The organism is Stenotrophomonas sp. YJH_SMC_130 (assembly GCF_059369035.1).
In genome coordinates, this window is the sequence record NZ_JCAFSH010000014.1 from 1 (window position 1) to 17089 (window position 17089).

Annotated in this window: 13 protein-coding genes; 7 read left to right on the forward strand and 6 right to left on the reverse strand. The window is 67.4% G+C overall.

The window, feature by feature from the left end; all coding sequences use genetic code 11:
- On the forward strand, nt 1-153 hold a 153-nt coding region (locus AC5P5V_RS14310), incomplete at its 5' end, for a ClpB D2-like domain containing protein (RefSeq protein WP_495215922.1).
- Between the two features lie 54 nt (nt 154-207).
- Nucleotides 208-792 carry a hypothetical protein gene (locus AC5P5V_RS14315; protein ID WP_231352263.1) on the forward strand — a complete coding sequence of 195 codons (585 nt, stop codon included), beginning with the start codon at nt 208-210 and terminating at the stop codon, nt 790-792.
- 39 nt (nt 793-831) lie between these two features.
- Here AC5P5V_RS14315 and AC5P5V_RS14320 read toward each other — a convergent pair whose 3' ends face one another.
- The 3 genes from AC5P5V_RS14320 to AC5P5V_RS14330 form a co-directional block, all read right to left on the reverse strand.
- Entirely contained in the window at nt 832-1632 is an 801-nt protein-coding gene (locus tag AC5P5V_RS14320) for a MipA/OmpV family protein (RefSeq protein WP_495215917.1), read from the reverse strand.
- Between the two features lie 141 nt (nt 1633-1773).
- Nucleotides 1774-3063 (reverse strand): ATP-binding protein, encoded by a 1290-nt coding sequence (locus tag AC5P5V_RS14325; RefSeq protein ID WP_134968997.1) that lies wholly within the window; start codon nt 3061-3063, stop codon nt 1774-1776.
- On the reverse strand, nt 3060-3797 hold the full coding sequence (locus tag AC5P5V_RS14330; protein WP_134968998.1) for a winged helix-turn-helix domain-containing protein: 738 nt from the start codon (nt 3795-3797) through the stop codon (nt 3060-3062). Before AC5P5V_RS14330 ends, AC5P5V_RS14325 begins: the two co-directional genes overlap by 4 nt.
- Before the next feature lie 180 nt (nt 3798-3977).
- On the opposite strand from AC5P5V_RS14330, the gene AC5P5V_RS14335 reads away from it, so the two are divergent.
- Nucleotides 3978-5264, forward strand: a complete 1287-nt coding sequence (locus AC5P5V_RS14335; RefSeq protein ID WP_231352262.1) for an O-acetylhomoserine aminocarboxypropyltransferase/cysteine synthase family protein — start codon at nt 3978-3980, stop codon at nt 5262-5264.
- 274 nt (nt 5265-5538) lie between these two features.
- Here AC5P5V_RS14335 and ybaL read toward each other — a convergent pair whose 3' ends face one another.
- Entirely contained in the window at nt 5539-7236 is a 1698-nt protein-coding gene (ybaL, locus tag AC5P5V_RS14340; RefSeq protein WP_061480400.1) for a YbaL family putative K(+) efflux transporter, read from the reverse strand.
- Between the two features lie 210 nt (nt 7237-7446).
- Nucleotides 7447-9834 (reverse strand): TonB-dependent receptor plug domain-containing protein, encoded by a 2388-nt coding sequence (locus tag AC5P5V_RS14345; protein ID WP_134968999.1) that lies wholly within the window; start codon nt 9832-9834, stop codon nt 7447-7449.
- 335 nt (nt 9835-10169) lie between these two features.
- On the opposite strand from AC5P5V_RS14345, the gene AC5P5V_RS14350 reads away from it, so the two are divergent.
- The gene (locus AC5P5V_RS14350; RefSeq protein WP_134969000.1) at nt 10170-12035 is read left to right on the forward strand and encodes an ABC-F family ATP-binding cassette domain-containing protein; all 1866 of its coding nucleotides are present in this window, start codon (nt 10170-10172) and stop codon (nt 12033-12035) included.
- Nucleotides 12036-12149: 114 nt separating this feature from the next.
- Here AC5P5V_RS14350 and ampR read toward each other — a convergent pair whose 3' ends face one another.
- Nucleotides 12150-13013 carry a LysR family transcriptional regulator AmpR gene (gene ampR, locus AC5P5V_RS14355; RefSeq protein WP_154351748.1) on the reverse strand — a complete coding sequence of 288 codons (864 nt, stop codon included), beginning with the start codon at nt 13011-13013 and terminating at the stop codon, nt 12150-12152.
- A gap of 174 nt (nt 13014-13187) precedes the next feature.
- Here ampR and blaL2 point away from each other — a divergent pair, with 174 nt between their 5' ends.
- The 3 genes from blaL2 to AC5P5V_RS14370 all read left to right on the forward strand — a co-directional run bounded on the left by blaL2 (nt 13188) and on the right by AC5P5V_RS14370 (nt 17077).
- On the forward strand, nt 13188-14102 hold the full coding sequence (gene blaL2, locus AC5P5V_RS14360) for a L2 family extended-spectrum class A beta-lactamase (protein WP_134968911.1): 915 nt from the start codon (nt 13188-13190) through the stop codon (nt 14100-14102).
- An 84-nt stretch (nt 14103-14186) separates the two neighbouring features.
- On the forward strand, nt 14187-15416 hold the full coding sequence (locus tag AC5P5V_RS14365) for a cation:proton antiporter (protein ID WP_134968910.1): 1230 nt from the start codon (nt 14187-14189) through the stop codon (nt 15414-15416).
- A gap of 104 nt (nt 15417-15520) precedes the next feature.
- Nucleotides 15521-17077: an ArnT family glycosyltransferase gene (locus tag AC5P5V_RS14370; protein ID WP_061480405.1), complete on the forward strand. Its 1557-nt coding sequence runs from the start codon at nt 15521-15523 to the stop codon at nt 17075-17077.
- The last annotated feature ends 12 nt before the right edge of the window (nt 17078-17089 follow it).

Sequence of the window (17089 nt, forward strand, 5' to 3'; positions counted from 1 at the left end):
GATCCGGTGTATGGCGCGCGGCCGCTGAAGCGCGCGATCCAGTCGCAGCTGGAGAATCCGCTGGCGCAGCAGATCCTGTCCGGCGCGTTCGTCAACGGTGACACCATCGAAGTCGGCAATGAGGGTGGGCATTTGGTCTTCGCCAAGGCCTGAACCGGTGGCGCGCCTGCCATGGCTGGCGCGCCACCAAAGCCTCAGCAAGGCACAATGATCCCGTTTCACTTTCGCAAGGACGAGGAGAACCGCATGGACGTTACCCGCAGGGTTTCACTCTGCGTGGCGCTGGCGCTCGCTGCAGTTGCTGGACACGCCGCAGCCGTCGAACAGGTCCAGCTGCCGCCGATGAAGGGTTACCAGCAGGCCCACCAGAGCACCGACGCACAAGGCAACCGCATCACCGAGTACGTGCCGCAGGGCCAGACCGTGCAGGACTGGACCGACATGGTTACCGTCAATGATGCGCCGAACAGTGGCCATGTGAGTCCGCGCGAGTTCCTCGGCATCATCGAGGCGGGGTGGCGCATGGCCTGTCCGGCTGCGCAGAGCCACTGGATCCGCGAAGGCGAGGAGGGCGGACGGCCATTCGCGCTGCTGATGCTCAGTTGCCCGCTGAACCCCGGCACCGGCAAACCGGAGTTCACCTGGATCAAGGGCATGCAGGGCAGGCAGGGCTTCCACACCGTGCAGAAGTCGTTCCGCGCCGAGCCGGAGAAGGACGACGTCGTGCAGTGGATCGGCTGGCTGCGCGAGGTCGGCTTGTGCGGCAGCGGCGCCGCACAAGCCTGCCACTGATCGAAGCGAAAGAGGGCGCCCAGCGGCGTCCTTCATGCATCAGAAGCGGTGCGTATAGCCGCTCATCACGCCGAACTGGTTGGCCTTCTGCACGATCGGGCTGTTGGCCGCATCGCCGAGCAGGCGCGTGCCTTCGGCCGAGATGTACCAGTTGCCATTACGGCCCACGCGGTGGCTCCACTTCAGGCCCACACCGGCGCTGACCAGGCCGGCCTTCGGTTTGTGCTCGGCAAAGCCGGTGCGCGCGGCCTGTTCCGGACTGACGCCGTACCAGGTCTGCATGTACCCACGGTTGCCGTAGTCGGTGGAGACGCTGCCGCTGACCACGCCACCGGCCAGGTCGAACAGCGGCATGCTCAGGTTCAGGTGGATCTGCTGGGTAGCCAGTCCGTTCTCAGCCTTGTCCTCGTCCTTGCGGGTGAACTGCCAGGAACCGCTCAGCACGGCTTCGCCCAGCGTATATCCAGCCGAGACACCGACCAGGGGACGGGTATCGATATCGCCCATGCCGCACAGGAAGTCCGAACCGCCGAGCAGCGAATCCTTGTCCTTGCGGATACCGCTGGCACCGACATAGGCGCGCACGCGGGTGTGCTCGCCGATGGCGGTGCCCCAGCCAATGCCACTGGTGCCCAGAAACCATCCACCCGGCGAGGTGACATCAAAGGACAACGACGGCGTCGCACGATACTCCTCGCTGCCGCTGTAGCGCGGCGCCACGCCACCACCGGCGGCGAGCTCGAAGGTCCAGTGGTCGTCCTTGGCGTGGGCGATCGGGGCAGCGAACAGTGGCAACAGGGCCAGGCAGAGCAGGGTGGGGGAACGGCGAAGCTGGGACATGGAAACTCTCGACAATGGGAGGAAAAGCAGCGCGCGCATCCGGCGAGTGCTGCAGGGTCGCTAGCGTGGCGATACGCCGGCGACCGATCCGTCCGCAGTTGTGCGGGAGTTGTAATCAACTGTAATTGCGCCCGTGGGCGTTCAGCTGGCAGCCAGCGGCCAGTGCATTTCCAGGCGTGCGCCGCCGAGGGCGGCGCGACCGATGCGCAGTTCGCCGTGGTGGCGTGCGGCAATGCGGCCGACGATCGCCAGGCCCAGGCCGAAGCCCCCGGTGTCGCGGCTGCGGCTGTCATCCAGGCGGGTGAACGGGCGGACCACCTTTTCGCGGTCAGCTTCGGCGATGCCGGGGCCGTCGTCGTCCACGCGCAGGCAGGCGCGCCCGCCCACACTCACCAGCGACACGTCCACCTGCGAGCGCGCGTGGCGCAGGGCATTGCCGACCAGATTGCTCAGCGCCAGCTGCAGCAGGCGCGGTTCCGCGTCCAGCCGAGGCAGGGCACTGGGCTGCACGCGCAGCACCAGGCCGGCACGTTCGGCATCGCGGCGGGCATCGGCCAGGCAGGCCTGCAGCCAGTCGTTGGCTTCGATCCGCTGCATCGGTTCGCCCTCGCCCGGATGCTCGAGCCGTTCGTAGGCCAGCAGTTCGCTGACCAGCCGGTTGAGCTCGGCCAAGTCGCCATGCAGGCCCTGCGCCAGTCGTTCGCGGCGCTCGCGGTCATCGCTGTCCTGCATCAGGTCCAGGCCAAAGGCCACGCGCGCGATCGGCGTGCGCAGTTCGTGCGAGATCGCATGGGTCAGGTCGCGCTGGCGCTGCACCAGTTCGGCCACGCGTGCGGCCATGCGGTTGGAGTGATCGACGATGACCCGGATCTGCGAGCGTGGCGAAACCTGCGCGCGTGCCTGCAGATCGCCGGCGCCGATGCGGTCGGCATGCACGCGCAGGGCCTCCAGATCGCGCCAGAGCAGGCGAACCCAGGCATACAGGCTGGCGCCGACCAGCAGCAGGATGCTGAGGTAGGCCGCGATGGTCATGTACGTGGTCATCTGCACCGCGCCAGGCAGGCGCAGGTGCAACCAGCGACCGTCGATGCCTTCGATCGGCAGCAGGACCTGCTGGTACTGATCGCGCACGATGAAGCCATCGGCCTGCACGGCTGCCTGTTCCTGCGGGGCCAGCGCGGGAGGCGTGTCGAGCAGGGTCAATGCGATGCCATAGTGCGGTTGCCACTGCTGCAGGCGCTCGCGCTGCTGGCTACCGTCCAGGCCGGCCAGGCCGCTGCGCAGGGCGTACACCTGCCCGCGCACCTGCTGGACGAATACGCGATCCTGCACGGGCGTATAGATGCTGTCGAGTACCCGGTTGAGGAAGAACACCGACACCAGGAAGCAGGCGCCGGTGATGAACCACAACCACAGGAACAGCCGCTTCATGCCGTCCAGGCCGACGGATTGAACTGGTAGCCGCGGCCCCACACGGTCTTGATCCGCCGCGGCTCGCGCGCATCATCGCCGAGCTTGCGACGCAGCTTGCCGATGCAGACGTCAACGCTGCGGTCCAGGCCGTCGAAGCCGATACCGCGCACCGCCTGCAGGATCTGGTCACGGGACAGGATCTGCCCGGGCTGGCTGGCCAGCAGCCACAGGATTTCGAATTCGGTGGTGCCCACGTCCACCGTGGCGCCGTGCAGGTGTACCTCACGCTGCATGCGGTCGATCAGCAGTTCACCGTGCATCAGCCGGCTGGGCGTGCCGGTATTGCCGCTGCCGTGGCGGCGGCGCAGCAGGGCGCGCAGCCGGGCAAGAAGCAGGCGTGGTTCGATGGGCTTGTGCACATAGTCGTCGGCGCCCGATTCCAGGCCCAGCACCTGTTCGATGTCGTCCTCGCAGGCGGTCAGCATCAGGATCGGCACATCGGAGAAGCTGCGGATCTGCCGGCACACGTCGATGCCGCCCAGGCCGGGCAGCATCAGGTCCAGCACCACCAGCTCCGGCGCGTGCTGGCGGCAGGCGGCGCCGGCGAGGTCGCCGCGTGCGATGTGCTGCACGGCGAAGCCATGCTGGTGGAGGTAGTCGCTCACCAGTTCGGCCAGGCGACGGTCGTCCTCTACCAGCATGACCGACGTAGGCGAACTGCTGGTGGTGGGATGCCAGGGCGATGGCTGCATGGGTGGGGCCTCCGTGCCCGGGCAGCAGCGCCCGGCGGCGCAGCCTAGCAACGCCCCATGACGACTGCCTGAATCGCGGCCAACCTGATAACCGCCGGTACGGGCGTCATCGCCAGTAGCTTTCAGCGGCGTGTGCCAGCTGGCCTATGGTGGCGGTTTCCCCGGATGGAGCCTGGTGCAATGAGCGAACCGCAGTGGCAACTGGAAACCCTGGCCGTGCACGGTGGCTACCGACCCGACCCGACCACCCGCGCGGTGGCGGTGCCGATCTACCAGACCGTGGCGTATGCCTTCGATGACACCCAGCACGGTGCCGACCTGTTCGACCTGAAGGTGCCCGGCAACATCTACACCCGCATCATGAACCCTACCACCGACGTGCTGGAGCAACGCCTGGCCGCACTGGAAGGTGGCATCGGTGCGCTGGCGCTGGCCTCGGGGCAGGCCGCGATCACCTATGCCCTCCAGACCATCGCCGAGGCCGGTGACAACATCGTCGCCTCCAGCGCGCTGTATGGCGGCAGCCTCAACCTGCTGGCCCACACGCTGCCGCAGTATGCCATCCAGGCGCGCTTCGCCGACCCGGCCGATCCTTCTGCGTTCGCCGCGCTGATCGACGAGCGCACCAAGGCGGTGTTCGTTGAATCGATCGGCAACCCGCGCGGCAACGTCACCGACATCGCCGCCATTGCCGAGGTGGCGCATGCCGCGGGTGTGCCGCTGATCGTCGACAACACCGTGGCCACGCCGTTCCTGCTGCGCCCATTCGAGCACGGCGCCGACATCGTGGTGCATTCGCTGACCAAGTACCTGGGCGGCCACGGCACCAGCCTGGGCGGCGCGATCGTCGATTCGGGCCGCTTCGACTGGGCGGCGCAACCCACGCGCTTCGCGCGGCTCAACCAGCCCGACCCCAGTTACCACGGCGTGGTCTATACCGAAGCACTGGGGCCGGCGGCCTACATCGGCCGCGCGCGGGTGGTCCCGCTGCGCAATACCGGTGCCGCGTTGTCGCCGTTCAATGCGTTCCTGATCCTGCAGGGCATCGAGACCCTGGCCCTGCGCATGGAACGCATCAACGCCAATGCACTGGCCATCGCGCAGTTCCTGAAGGCGCACGACAAGGTCGCCTGGGTGCGTTACGCGGGACTGGCAGACGACCCCGAGCATGCCGCCGCGCAGCGCTACCTGGGCGGGCATGGCTCGGGCGTGCTGACCTTCGGCCTGCCGGGTGGGCGCGAGGCTGGCGCGCGCTTCCTCGATGCGCTGAAGCTGTTCACCCGCCTGATCAACCTGGGCGACGCGAAGTCGCTGGCCACCCATCCGGCCTCGACCACCCATCGCCAGCTGGATGCGGCAGAGCTGGCCAAGGCCGGGGTCAGCGAAGATACCGTGCGGCTGTCGATCGGCATCGAGCACATCGGTGACCTGCGCGCCGACCTGGAGCAGGCCCTGGCCGCCGCCTGATAGCCGCGCGCTTGGTGCATATCGCCACAGGCGATCACCGCCGGCCACGCGATGCGCTACGGTGGAACTGCCTCTCCAAGGCGTGGCAACGTGGCGATCCAGATCCCCGGTCGATGCGGGTCGACCGGGGATTTTTTTGTGTCGCCGTGTCGACCAAGGTCGACACCCACCAACAGCAGCGGGGACCCACCCCGCCATCCCACGGATAGTCAGCCTTGCTTTTGCCGTTGCCTCGGCAGGTGCAGGGCTGCAAGCCCTGCCGCAAGCACACCCCTCATACAACAGGAATGTTGTGCTGCCTCAGGTTCCGGTACGGCGGCGTGGACATGATCATCTCCGCCAGCGAATAGGCCAGCTCGCGCTCGGCCATCACCGTGCCATCGGCACCATGCTCCAGCAGATGCTTCACTTCGGCATCGCTGTGCGCACGTGCCAGCAGGGTCAGGTCCGGGTTGATCGCACGCAGCTTGGCCAGCGCCTCACCGGCTTCCAGCGGCTGCGGAATCGCCAGCACCGCAATCTTCGCCCGCTCAGGATGGGCCTCGGCCAGGACCCGGTCGGCCGCCGCACTGCCGCGGATCGCCGCCAGGCCCTTGGCGTGCGCCGACTCGACGTGTTCCTTGTTGTCATCGATCACCAGCACCGGCACGCCACGGTCGCTCAGCACCTGCGCCAGTTCGCTGCCGACCCGGCCATAGCCGATCACGATGGCGTGGTCATGCAGGTCCCGTGACGGGCCGGTCGCCTCTTCCGGCTCCGGCGTTTGCGGCTGTGTTTCCTGCTTGGCCTGCCATCGGTCGAGCAGGCCGAACACCAGCGGGTTGAGCATGATCGACACCAGCGCACCGGCCAGCACCAGCGACTGGCCTTCCTTCGGCAGGATCTGCAACGCCACACCGAGCCCGGCGATGATGAAGGCGAACTCACCGATCTGCGCCAGGCTGGCCGAGATGGTCAACGCGGTGCTGGTGGGATGGCCGAACGCACGCACGATGAAGAAGGCGGCGGCCGACTTGCCGAACATGATGATCAGCACCGTGGCCAGCACCTGCCACGGGTGCTGCACGATGATGTTGGGGTCGAACAACATGCCGACCGAAACGAAGAACAACACCGCGAACGCATCGCGCAGCGGCAGCGAATCATGCGCGGCCTTTTGGCTCAGTTCCGATTCGTTGAGCAGCATGCCGGCGAAGAACGCACCCAGCGCGAACGAGACACCGAACAGCATCGCAGAGCCGAAGGCCACGCCCAGCGCAATTGCCAGCACCGACAGGGTGAACAGTTCGCGTGAGCCGGTACCGGCGATACGTTCGAGGATCCACGGGATGACCCGGCGCCCGACCACCAGCATCACCGCCACGAACAGGCCCAGCTGCACGAAGGTCCAGCCGATGTCGGCCAGCACGCTGCCCAGCGAGTGCGACTCCTTGGCCGCGTCGGGACCGAACACGCCGGCCATCACCGGCATCATCACCAGCGCCAGCACACAGGCCAGGTCTTCGACGATCAGCCAGCCGACCGCGATCTTGCCGCGCATCGTCTCCAGCAGGCGCCGTTCCTCCATTGCCCGCAGCAGCACCACGGTACTGGCCGTGGCCAGCGAGAAACCGAAGATGACGCCATGAATGGCCGGCCAGCCCATCAGCGAGGCCACGCCCCAGCCGAGCAGGGTGGCCACCGCGATCTGGCCGATGGCGCCGGGGATGGCGATGGCCTTGACCGCCATCAGGTCCTTCAGCGAGAAGTGCAGGCCGACGCCGAACATCAGCAGCATCACGCCCAGTTCGGCCAACTGGTTGGCCAGCGCCTGATCGGCGACGAAGCCGGGGGTGAACGGGCCTACGCAGATGCCAGCAACCAGGTAACCGACCAGGGGAGACAAGCGGAGCTTGTTGGCCAGCGCGCCGAAGATGAAGGCGAGCCCCAGGCCAACGGCAACGATGTTGATCAGGTCGGTGTCATGGTGCATCGGCACTCGCAGGAAATCGGGGGGGATACCCCGATTTTCACCGACGAGGCCAGATACGGCAAACCCGCCGTCCACGTGCCGTGGCCGGCGGGCTTGCCCACGCATTTCTCCTCTACCCCCGCCTTCGGCGCGCCCCTTCAACAAGAAGGGGCTCTCCTCCAGATGTGGCCCGGGGTTGCCGGCCAGCGGCCGGCACTACCAGAGCCTCGCTTACCAGGTGTACTTGATCCGCCCGTACACATACGCGCCGTTGAAGCCGAACGGCGAGTAGTTGCTGTACGGCAGCATGCCGAAGGTGGAGTTCTGCAGGTCTTCGGTGCGGTCCGGGTACTTGTCCAGCAGGTTGTCGGCGCCCACGGTCAGGGTCCAGTTGCTGCTCGGCTTGTAGCTGGCCGAGGCATCCACCACCCAGGCATCGCCGTAGGTCTGGTCGCGCAGCGCGGTGGCCGAGTTGCGCACGGTGAACTTGCCGTAGCGGGTCGCGGCCAGGCCCAGTTCCCAGTGGTCCGAACGCCAGGTGCCGCTCAGGATCGCCTTGTCGCGCGGGTAGCTGTCCTCGATGCGGCCGATCTCGTCTCGGCCGATCAGTGACTGGGTCAGGCCCAGCGTGCCAAACACCGCCGGGGTGCCGCCGACGCGGCGCACTTCGGTGTCGTTGTAGCTGTAGGCGGCGGTCAGCTCCAGGCTGCTGGCGCTGAACGGCACGGTGTAGCTGGAGACGAAGTCGACGCCGCGGGTGCGCGTATCCAGGCCGTTGGTGAAGTACGAGAACGCGGTCACCTGCGGCAGGCCGAGGGTGCCCAGCAGCGCGCTGGTGGCGGCGTTGGTGGTGATGCTGGACGAGAGCGCGATGCGGTCATCAATGTCGATCTGGTACGCATCGACGGTGATGTACAGGCGGTCCACCGGCTGCAGCACCAGGCCCAGGCTGTAGGAGGTGGAGGTTTCGGCCTTCAACGGCGAGGCGCCCAGCGCCTGCGCGGCCGGGCTGGTGGTCGGGAAGGTGCCGCGTTCAACGAACACGCCATTGAGGAACTGGCTGGTGACCGCCTGGTAGCCCTGCTGCGCCAGCGACGGTGCACGGAAGCCGCTGGAGGCGGTGGCACGCAGCGCGACCTTGTCGGTGAACGCATAGCGCGCCGACAGCTTGCCGGAGAAGCGGTCGCCGAAGTCCGAGTAGTCCTCGTAGCGGCCGGTGATGCCGGCCGAGAACTTCTCGGTCAGGTCGGCTTCCAGGCCTGCATAGACCGCGTAGTTGTGGCGGTCGGCATGCACTTCATTGGTCGGGGTGAAGCCGGCGAAGCCCTGCGCGCCGCTGCCGGTGTACGAGTTCAGTTCGCCCGGATTCTGGTCCCACTTCTCCTTGCGGTACTCACCGCCGAAGGACAGCGTGACCGGGTAGGCCAGGCCCCAGTCCAGCGACTTGGTCAGGTCGGCGTTGAAGATGTCCTGCTGGTACTTCAGCGTGCCGTCGTAGAACGAGCGCGGGCTGGTCGCACCGAGGCTGTAGTTGATGCTGTTGCGGGTGTGGAAATCGAGGGTGTTCTCGCCGTGGTTCAGGCTCAGGTCCCAGGTCCAGCCGCTGTCGGTGTTGCCCTTGACCCCGGCCACCAGCGAGCGGTCCTTGGAATACTGGTTGATCTGCGGCACGTAGCCGTCCGGGTAGGTCTGCGCCAGCAGCGCGCTCTGCCCGCTGTGGTTGCGCGAGCGGTAGAACGCGAACGAGGTGATGTCGCGGTTGCTGAGCAGCGCGCTGGCGTAGCCGGTTACGTGATCGCTGAAATCGAAGCTGGCGTTGGCCGACGCAGCAGTGGCATCCACGCGCGGGTCGCCGACGATGAAGGTCTTCTGGCCGATGCTGGGGAAGTTGCCGGTATTCGGCGTGGTGCCGCGGTACGGGCCGGCGCGGTTGCTCTCGTCCTGCTGGCTGATCTGGCCGGCCACGTGCACGCGGCCACGGCCGTTGCCGAACTCGACGCCGATATCGCCGGAAAGCTGGTACTTGTTGCCGTCGCCGGCGGAGTACTGGCCGTAGTCCACGGCCAGGCTGCCGCCACGGCCGCTGCCCTTGAGCACGATGTTGATGACGCCGGCGATGGCGTCCGAGCCGTACTGCGCCGACGCGCCGTCGCGCAGCACTTCCACGCGCTCGATCGCGGCGATCGGGATCGCGTTGATGTCCACCGCCGACGAGCCACGGCCGATGCTGCCGTTGACGTTGATCATCGCCGAGGTGTGGCGCCGCTTGCCGTTGACCAGCACCAGCACCTGGTCCGGTGACAGGCCGCGCAGTTGCGCCGGGCGCACGCCGCTGGTGCCGTCGGTCAGGGCAGGGCGCGGGAAGTTCAGTGAGGGCAGGGCGCGTGACAGGGCGGTGGCCAGTTCACTGGTGCCGGTGGACTGCAGCACTTCAGGGGTGATGATGTCGATCGGCGACTGCGATTCGGCGACGGTGCGGTCGGCCACGCGGGTGCCGGTGACGATCACGGTGTCCAGGGTGTTGGCGGCGGTGCCGGCCTGCTGGGCGGCGGCGACGAACGGAGAGCCACCGAGTGCGACAGCGACGGCGGCGGCGATCAGGCTGGTCTTGCGGGTCATCGGGATGGGGCTCCGGTTGGCGGGGGCGGCACCGGAATCGACATCACGGGGGTGAGGCGGACGGCGGTTGTTGCGGTGCGCAATACAGCAATTAACGGGATATTCAGTGCCTGTCAAATGCCGGTCATCGGAAAAAACGTTGCAGCAGCAACCATTTAGCCCGGACAGGCATCGGCGGGGAGGAGACCCGGGACGCGCGCGGCGGGGACGTGGGAGAGAGGAACGTCGGCCACTGCGCATCCCGGGACGCGTCAAGTATTCGTTAACGCTAGAATTGCGTCGCAGGAATAGTGCTCACCAGCACATTCCATCCGGTTATATGGACCCCTTCCCCGATGATCTCCCTTCGTAATTTCGCCTTGCGCCGCGGCGAGCGGCTGCTGTTGTCCAATGTCGACCTGACCCTGCACGCCGGTTACCGGGTAGGTGTGGTCGGCCGCAACGGTGCTGGCAAATCCAGCCTGTTCGCGGCGGTGAAGGGCGAACTGGAGGCCGACAAGGGTGACGTCGACCTGCCCGGCAAGGTCCGTATCGCCAGCGTGGCCCAGGAAACCCCGTCGCTGCCGGACCCGGCGCTGAGCTTCGTGCTGGGCGGCGATACCGAGGTGGCCGCGGTGCTGGCCGAAGAGGCCGAGGCAACCGCCCGCGAAGACTGGGAGGCGGTGGCCAACGCACACACCAAGATGGCCGAGATGGGCGCCTACGACGCCGAAGCGCGCGCCGGCAAGCTGCTGCACGGCCTCGGCTTCCCCGCCGAGACGCACCACCGTGCGGTGTCCTCGTTCTCCGGTGGCTGGCGCGTGCGCCTGAACCTGGCCCGTGCGCTGATGATGCCCAGCGACCTGCTGCTGCTCGACGAACCGACCAACCACCTGGACCTGGACGCGGTGTACTGGCTGGAACAGTGGCTGCTGAAGTACCCAGGCACCTTGTTGCTGATCTCGCATGACCGCGAGTTCCTCGACAACGTGGCCACCCACACCCTGCACCTGCACGGCGGCGGCGCCAAGCTCTACCCGGGCGGCTACACCGATTTCGAGCGCCAGCGCGCCGAACAGCTGCGCCAGCAGCAGATCGCGCACGAGAAGGAGCAGGCCGAGCGCGCCCACCTGCAGAGTTTCATCGACCGCTTCAAGGCGCAGGCCAGCAAGGCCGCGCAGGCGCAGAGCCGCATGAAGCGCCTGGCCAAGCTGGCCGGCACCGAAGCGGTGCGCGCCGAACGCGAGTTCCGCATCGAGTTCGCGCCGCCGGCCAAGCTGCCGTTCTCGCTGATCCGCCTGAACCACGTCGAGGCCGGCTACGGCCAGGATGCGGTGATCCTGCACAACGTCGGCTTCGGCCTGGAAGCGGGCCAGCGCATTGGCCTGCTCGGCCCCAACGGCGCCGGCAAGACCACCCTGGTGAAGACCCTGGTGGGTGAACTGGCGCCGATCGTCGGTGAGCGCATGGCGCACCCGGACCTGAAGATCGGCTACTTCGCCCAGCACACGGTGGAGTCGCTGCACGAAGGCCAGTCGCCGATGGAGCACTTCCGCGAGATTGCCCCGGATGCGCCGAACCAGTCGTTCCGCGATTTCCTTGGCAAGTGGAATTTCCCGGGCGACCGCGCGTTCGAGCCGGTCGATGGTTTCTCCGGTGGCGAGCGCGCACGCCTGGCGCTGGCGCTGATCGCCTGGCAGCAGCCGAACGTGCTGCTGCTGGACGAACCGACCAACCACCTTGACCTGGAAATGCGCGAAGCGCTGGCCGAAGCACTGGCCACCTTCGAAGGCGCGATCGTGATGGTCTCGCATGACCGCCACCTGATCGGCCTGGTCTGCGATACCTACTGGCGCGTGGCCGATGGCGTGGTCGAGCCGTTCGACGGTGACCTGGATGCATACGCCGCGTGGCTGCGCACCCGTCCGCAGGCGCAGGGCACGAAGGCCCGCATGGAGCAGGTGGAAGAGCCGGTGGTGGTCAAGACCGCCCCGGTGGCACAGGTGGTGCAGAAAAAGCCGGTGAACCCGCACAAGCTGGCCGCGGCCGAAGCCAAGGTGGCCGAGCTGGAAAGTGCGCTGGCCGAACTGGATCGCCAGCTGGCCGATCCGGCCAACTATGCCGATGCCAGCCGCATGGCCGTGCTCGGCCGCGATCGGGAAACCGCCGCCGCGCAGCTGGAAAAGGCTGAAGCGGCGTGGATGGAGCTGCTGGAGTCGTAATCGGTAGTGCCGGCCGCTGGCCAGCTGCCTTCTCTGTAGAGCCGAGCCATGCTCGGCTTATGCGCGCAGCGCGGGTTCGCACATGAAGCAGCCGAGCGTGGGCTCGGCGCTACATCATGCCTGCGCCTGCAGCCACTCGCGGAAGCGCTTGGCCGGCTCGCGCTCGGCGCGCGAGCGTAGCCGCGTCAGCCAGTAGCGGCCCAGCTCCAGCGTGGTGCCGAACGGCTGCAGCAGGCGGCCTTCGGCCAGTTCCTGCTCGAACATGCGCAGCGGCAGCAAGGCCACGCCGGCCCCTCCGGCGGCGGCCATCGCCACCGTCAGCGAGGAATCGAACACCGGCCCACGCGCTTCCACGCCGTTGACGCCGGCCGCCTGCAGCCAGCGCGGCCATTCGTCGCTGCGATAGGAACGCAACAACGGCAGCGCGGCCAGGTCGCGCGGCTGCTTCAGCCGCCGCGCCAATGCCGGGGCGCACAGCGGCGCGAAGGGCGCATCGAGGATCGCCGTGCAGGCCTGGCCCTGCCAGTCGCCATCACCGAAGCGGATGGCCAGATCCAGCCCTTCGCCGGCCAGGTCGATGCGGTTGTTGTGGGTCTGCAGGCGCAGCTCGATGTCCGGATGCGCGGCCTCGAATGCGGCCAGCCGTGGCAGCAGCCAGCCGGTGGCAAAGGTGCCGACCACCCCCAGTGTCAGCACTTCGCGGGCCGGCCCGCCGGTGTAGCGCGCGATGCTGGCCGAGATGCGTTCGAACGATTCGTTGAGCACCGGATACAGCGCTGCGCCTTCATCGGTCAGCGCCACGCCGCGCGGCAGGCGATGGAACAGGCGGATGCCGAGCCGGTCTTCCAGGCCCCGGATCTGGTGGCTCAGCGCCGCCTGGCTGACACACAGCTCCAGCGCGGCACGGGTGAAGTTCTGATGGCGGGCGGCGGCTTCAAAAGCACGCAGCGCGTTCAGCGGCAGGGTCGGGTGCAGCATCGGAAAGCCGTGAGCCATGGTGATGGCTGATCCTACCGTTCAATAAGGAATTTCGTAAATCTCAACAAGTTGGTTACGACAGGCATGAGTTCAACTTATGGCTTGCCTTGATTTTTCGCGCTGGTCGGCTGCAGGGGAAGCGCCAATAATCGAGTGGTCACCAGGAGAACCCCTATGCTCGCCCGTCGCCGATTCCTGCAGTTCAGTGGTGCTGCCGTTGCTTCCTCGCTGCTTGCCCCGGCGTTGGCGCGAGCTGTTTCCCCATCGTCCGGCATATCCGCCGCGAACGCCGCCATTGCCGACGCCGCCGATTTCGCCGCGCTGGAGAAAGCCAGCGGTGGCCGACTGGGCGTCACCGTGCTGAACACCGGTAACGGCCGTCGCATCGGCGGACATCGTCAGGACGAGCGCTTCCCGATGTGCAGCACGTTCAAGTCGATGCTGGTTGCCCATGTGCTGAGCCTTGCCGATGCAGGCCGCGTTTCGCTCGACACACGTGTGCCCATCGCCGAAAAGGATCTGCTGTCCTACGCCCCGGTGGCGCGCCGCCATGTGGGCAAGGACCTGACGGTGCGCGACCTGTGCCGGGGCACGCTGACCACCAGCGACAACACGGCGGCCAACCTGCTGCTGGAGGTGGTGGGCGGGCCGTCGGTGCTGACGGCATTCCTGCGCGGGCAGGGCGACAGCGTTACCCGCAATGACCGCAACGAGCCGGACGTGAATCTGTTCGCGAAGGGAGACCCGCGCGATACCACCAGCCCGGCCGCGATGGCCACCAGCTTGGCCCGCTTCGCGGTGGGCAATGGCCTGCAGCCGGCATCGCGCCAGCAGTTCACTGACTGGCTCATCGACAACCAGACCGGCGATGCCTGCCTGCGCGCTGGGCTGGGCAAGCGCTGGCGAGTGGGGGACAAGACCGGCAGCAACGGTGATGACACGCGCAACGACATCGCCGTGCTGTGGCCGCATGCGGGCGGCGCAGCGTGGGTGGTCACCGCCTATCTGCAGGGCGCGTCGGTCGATGACGACCAGCGCGCAGCGGTGCTTGCACGGGTGGGGGCGCTGGCCGACGCGATGATCGGATGAGGTAACCGGGGTCATTCGAAAACGGCTTGCCGGATCGGTTCAGCGCGCGCATCCTGCGCGCGTTCCAACCCCACGGAAGACCCCATGAGCCATGAACTGATCTACCTGTTGCTGATCTTCGCGCTGCTGGTGATCCCACGCGCGTTGCAGCGTTTCAGCCTGCCTGCCCCGTTGACCTGCCTGCTGTTCGGCATCATCGCCATGCTCTGGCTGGGGGATCAGGCACATGATGCGGTGATCGGACTGCTGGCCACCCTGGGCATTTCCTCGCTGTTCCTGTTCGCCGGCCTGGAAGTGGATCTGCAGGCGCTGCGCCGGGGCATGTGGCCGCTGCTGGCACATCTGGTGATCCGTACCGGCACGCTGTTCGGCGTCGGCTGGTTGGCCTGGCGTTACGCAGGATTGCCATGGCAGGCCGCCGGGCTGCTGGCGTTGGCGCTGCTGACGCCCTCGACCGGTTTCATCATGGACTCGCTGTCGCGGCTGGGCCTGAGCGAGGACGAACGGTTCTGGGTCACCAGCAAGGCCATTGCCGGTGAGCTGCTGGCGCTGGCTGCCTTGTTCATCGTGCTGCAGGCGGGCGATCCGGGCCACATGGCGCTGTCCAGCCTGGCGCTGCTGGCGATGATGGTCGGCCTGCCGCTGCTGTTCATCGCGCTGGGCCGCTGGGTGGCGCCGCACGCGCCGGGCTCGGAGTTCTCGCTGCTGGTGATGGTCGGCATGGTGGCGGCCTACATCACCTACCTGCTGGGCGTGTATTACCTGGTGGGCGCGTTCATCGCCGGCCTGGTCGCGCGCCTGCTGCACCAGCGCATGCCGCTGCTGGCCTCGCACGAGAACCTGCACGCGCTGCGCCTGTTCGCCTCGTTCTTCGTGCCGTTCTACTTCTTCAACGCGGGCACCAAGGTGCCCAGCGAAGCGTTGAGCTTCGAGGCGCTGGGGCTGGGCATCGTGATCACCCTGGTGGTGCTGCCGCTGCGCATCGGCGTGGTCTGGCTGCAGCGCCGGGTGATGTTCGGCGAGAGCTTCCGCAGCAGCCTGCGCGTCTCGCTGGCGCTGGCTCCGACCCTGATCTTCACCTTGGTGCTGGCGGCGATCATGCGCGAGCGTTTCCAGATTCCGGCGGTGCTGTTCGGCGCGCTGCTGCTGTACGCCGCACTGACCACGCTGCTGCCGTCGCTGGTGTTCCGCACGCCGTTCGACGTCGATCCGGTGGAGCAGGAACCGGCGGGCGAGGGCGAGGCCGCACCGGTAGCGGCCACCGAGGTCAGCCACGCCGAGCCGCCGAAGGCGCCGCTGCCACCGCAGGGCTGAGCCGCGGACGCGTGCAGCGGCTTGCACTCCCGCGTGCCAACACAGACACTGCGCGCCCGTGAAGCGCGCCCTGTCGTGGGCGGCCACAGCCAGGAGCAACAGGCGTGACCCAGGAAAGCAACCCAGACCGCAGCCTGTTGCCGGGCAAGATCCTGTTGTGGTTCTCGGCGGTCGCGCTGCTGGTCCTGCTGGGCTGCAGCTGGTCGATGCCCCCGGTCGATGCCTCCGGTTTCCGGCAGACACAGACTGCTCTGTCGATCGACTGGTTGCTGCGCGGCGGTCCCTGGCTGGACTACGTGACCCCGGTGCTGGGCGCGCCTTGGTCGATCCCGTTCGAGTTCCCGTTCTACCAGTGGTTGGCGGCGTTGCTGTCCAGCGTCACCGGCATGAGTGCCGACAACAGCGGGCGGCTGGTCTCCACCGTCTTCCATGCCGGCTGCATCTGGCTGGTCTACCGCACGCTGCTGGCATGGCGCCCTGATCGCACGCTGGCGCTATCCGTGGCCGGCGCCTTCGCCGTTTCACCGTACGCGCAGTTCTGGGGGCGCTCGGTGATGATGGAATCCAGCGCGGTGTTCTTTGGCCTGCTCTTTGTCTGGGCGATGGCACGCCTGCGCAGCCAGCCGCGCGCGTGGGTGGGCCTGGTTGCCGTCGTCGCGGCGGTGCTGTCGGCGGCCATCAAGGTGACTTCGTTCTTCGGCTTTGCCGCGTTCGTTGCACTGGCCTTCCTGTGGCTGGCCCTGCGCGAGCACGGCTGGCGTCCGCGGTGGCTGCAGCAGCATTGGCAGCTGCTGTTCTGGGGTGGCCTGTCCGCGCTTGCCGTGCTGGCCACGCTCAGCCTGTGGTTGCAGCATGCCGATGCGCTGAAGGCGCAGTCGGCGCTGGGCCGGCAGATCACCTCCGATGCTCTGTCCACCTGGAATTACGGCACCCTGCAGCAGCGCCTGGATCCGGCTACCTGGTGGGGCACGGTGTTCAAGAAGCGCTTCTCCGGTGCGATCGGCTCCAACTGGATCTTCCTGATCTTCGTCATCGCCGGGCTGTGGCAGAAGCGCACGCGCACGGCGGTGGCTGTCCTGCTGCTGGCCTACCTGGCGCCGTTCCTGGTCTTCACCAACCTGCACATCGCCCATCCCTACTACCAGGCGGCCAATATCGTGTTCGCCACGTCGATCATCGGCCTGGTGCTGTGGTCGACGGTGCTGGCGGCCGAAGCGGCGGGCAAGCCGCGCCGTGGCGTTGCGCTGGCGATCTTCCTGTGCGTGCTGTCGGTGGGCTTTGGCCTGGTGAAGTCGCTGAAGGACATCAAGGAGGCACGCGAGCCGACACCGGTTTCGCAGATCGCCGAGGCCATCCGGACCGGCACCCCGGCGCAGGGTGTGGTGGTCGCGTTCGGTCAGGACTGGTCCTCCGAGCTGCCGTATTTCTCCGGCCGCCGCGCGGTGATGATTCCGGACTGGGCATCGGACGACGTGCTCGCATCGCTGGCTGCAGATGACGCAGCACTGGGTGGATTGCCGCTGGCCGCACTGGTCAACTGCCCCAGCCAGGTGGGCAGCAGCCCCGAGCGCGAGCAGTGGCAGGCGGAGATCATCCGCCGCTATGCCGCCGGTGGCCAGAAGCAGGACGTCGGCGGTTGCGAGGTCTGGCTGCACCGATGAGGTGACGTGGCC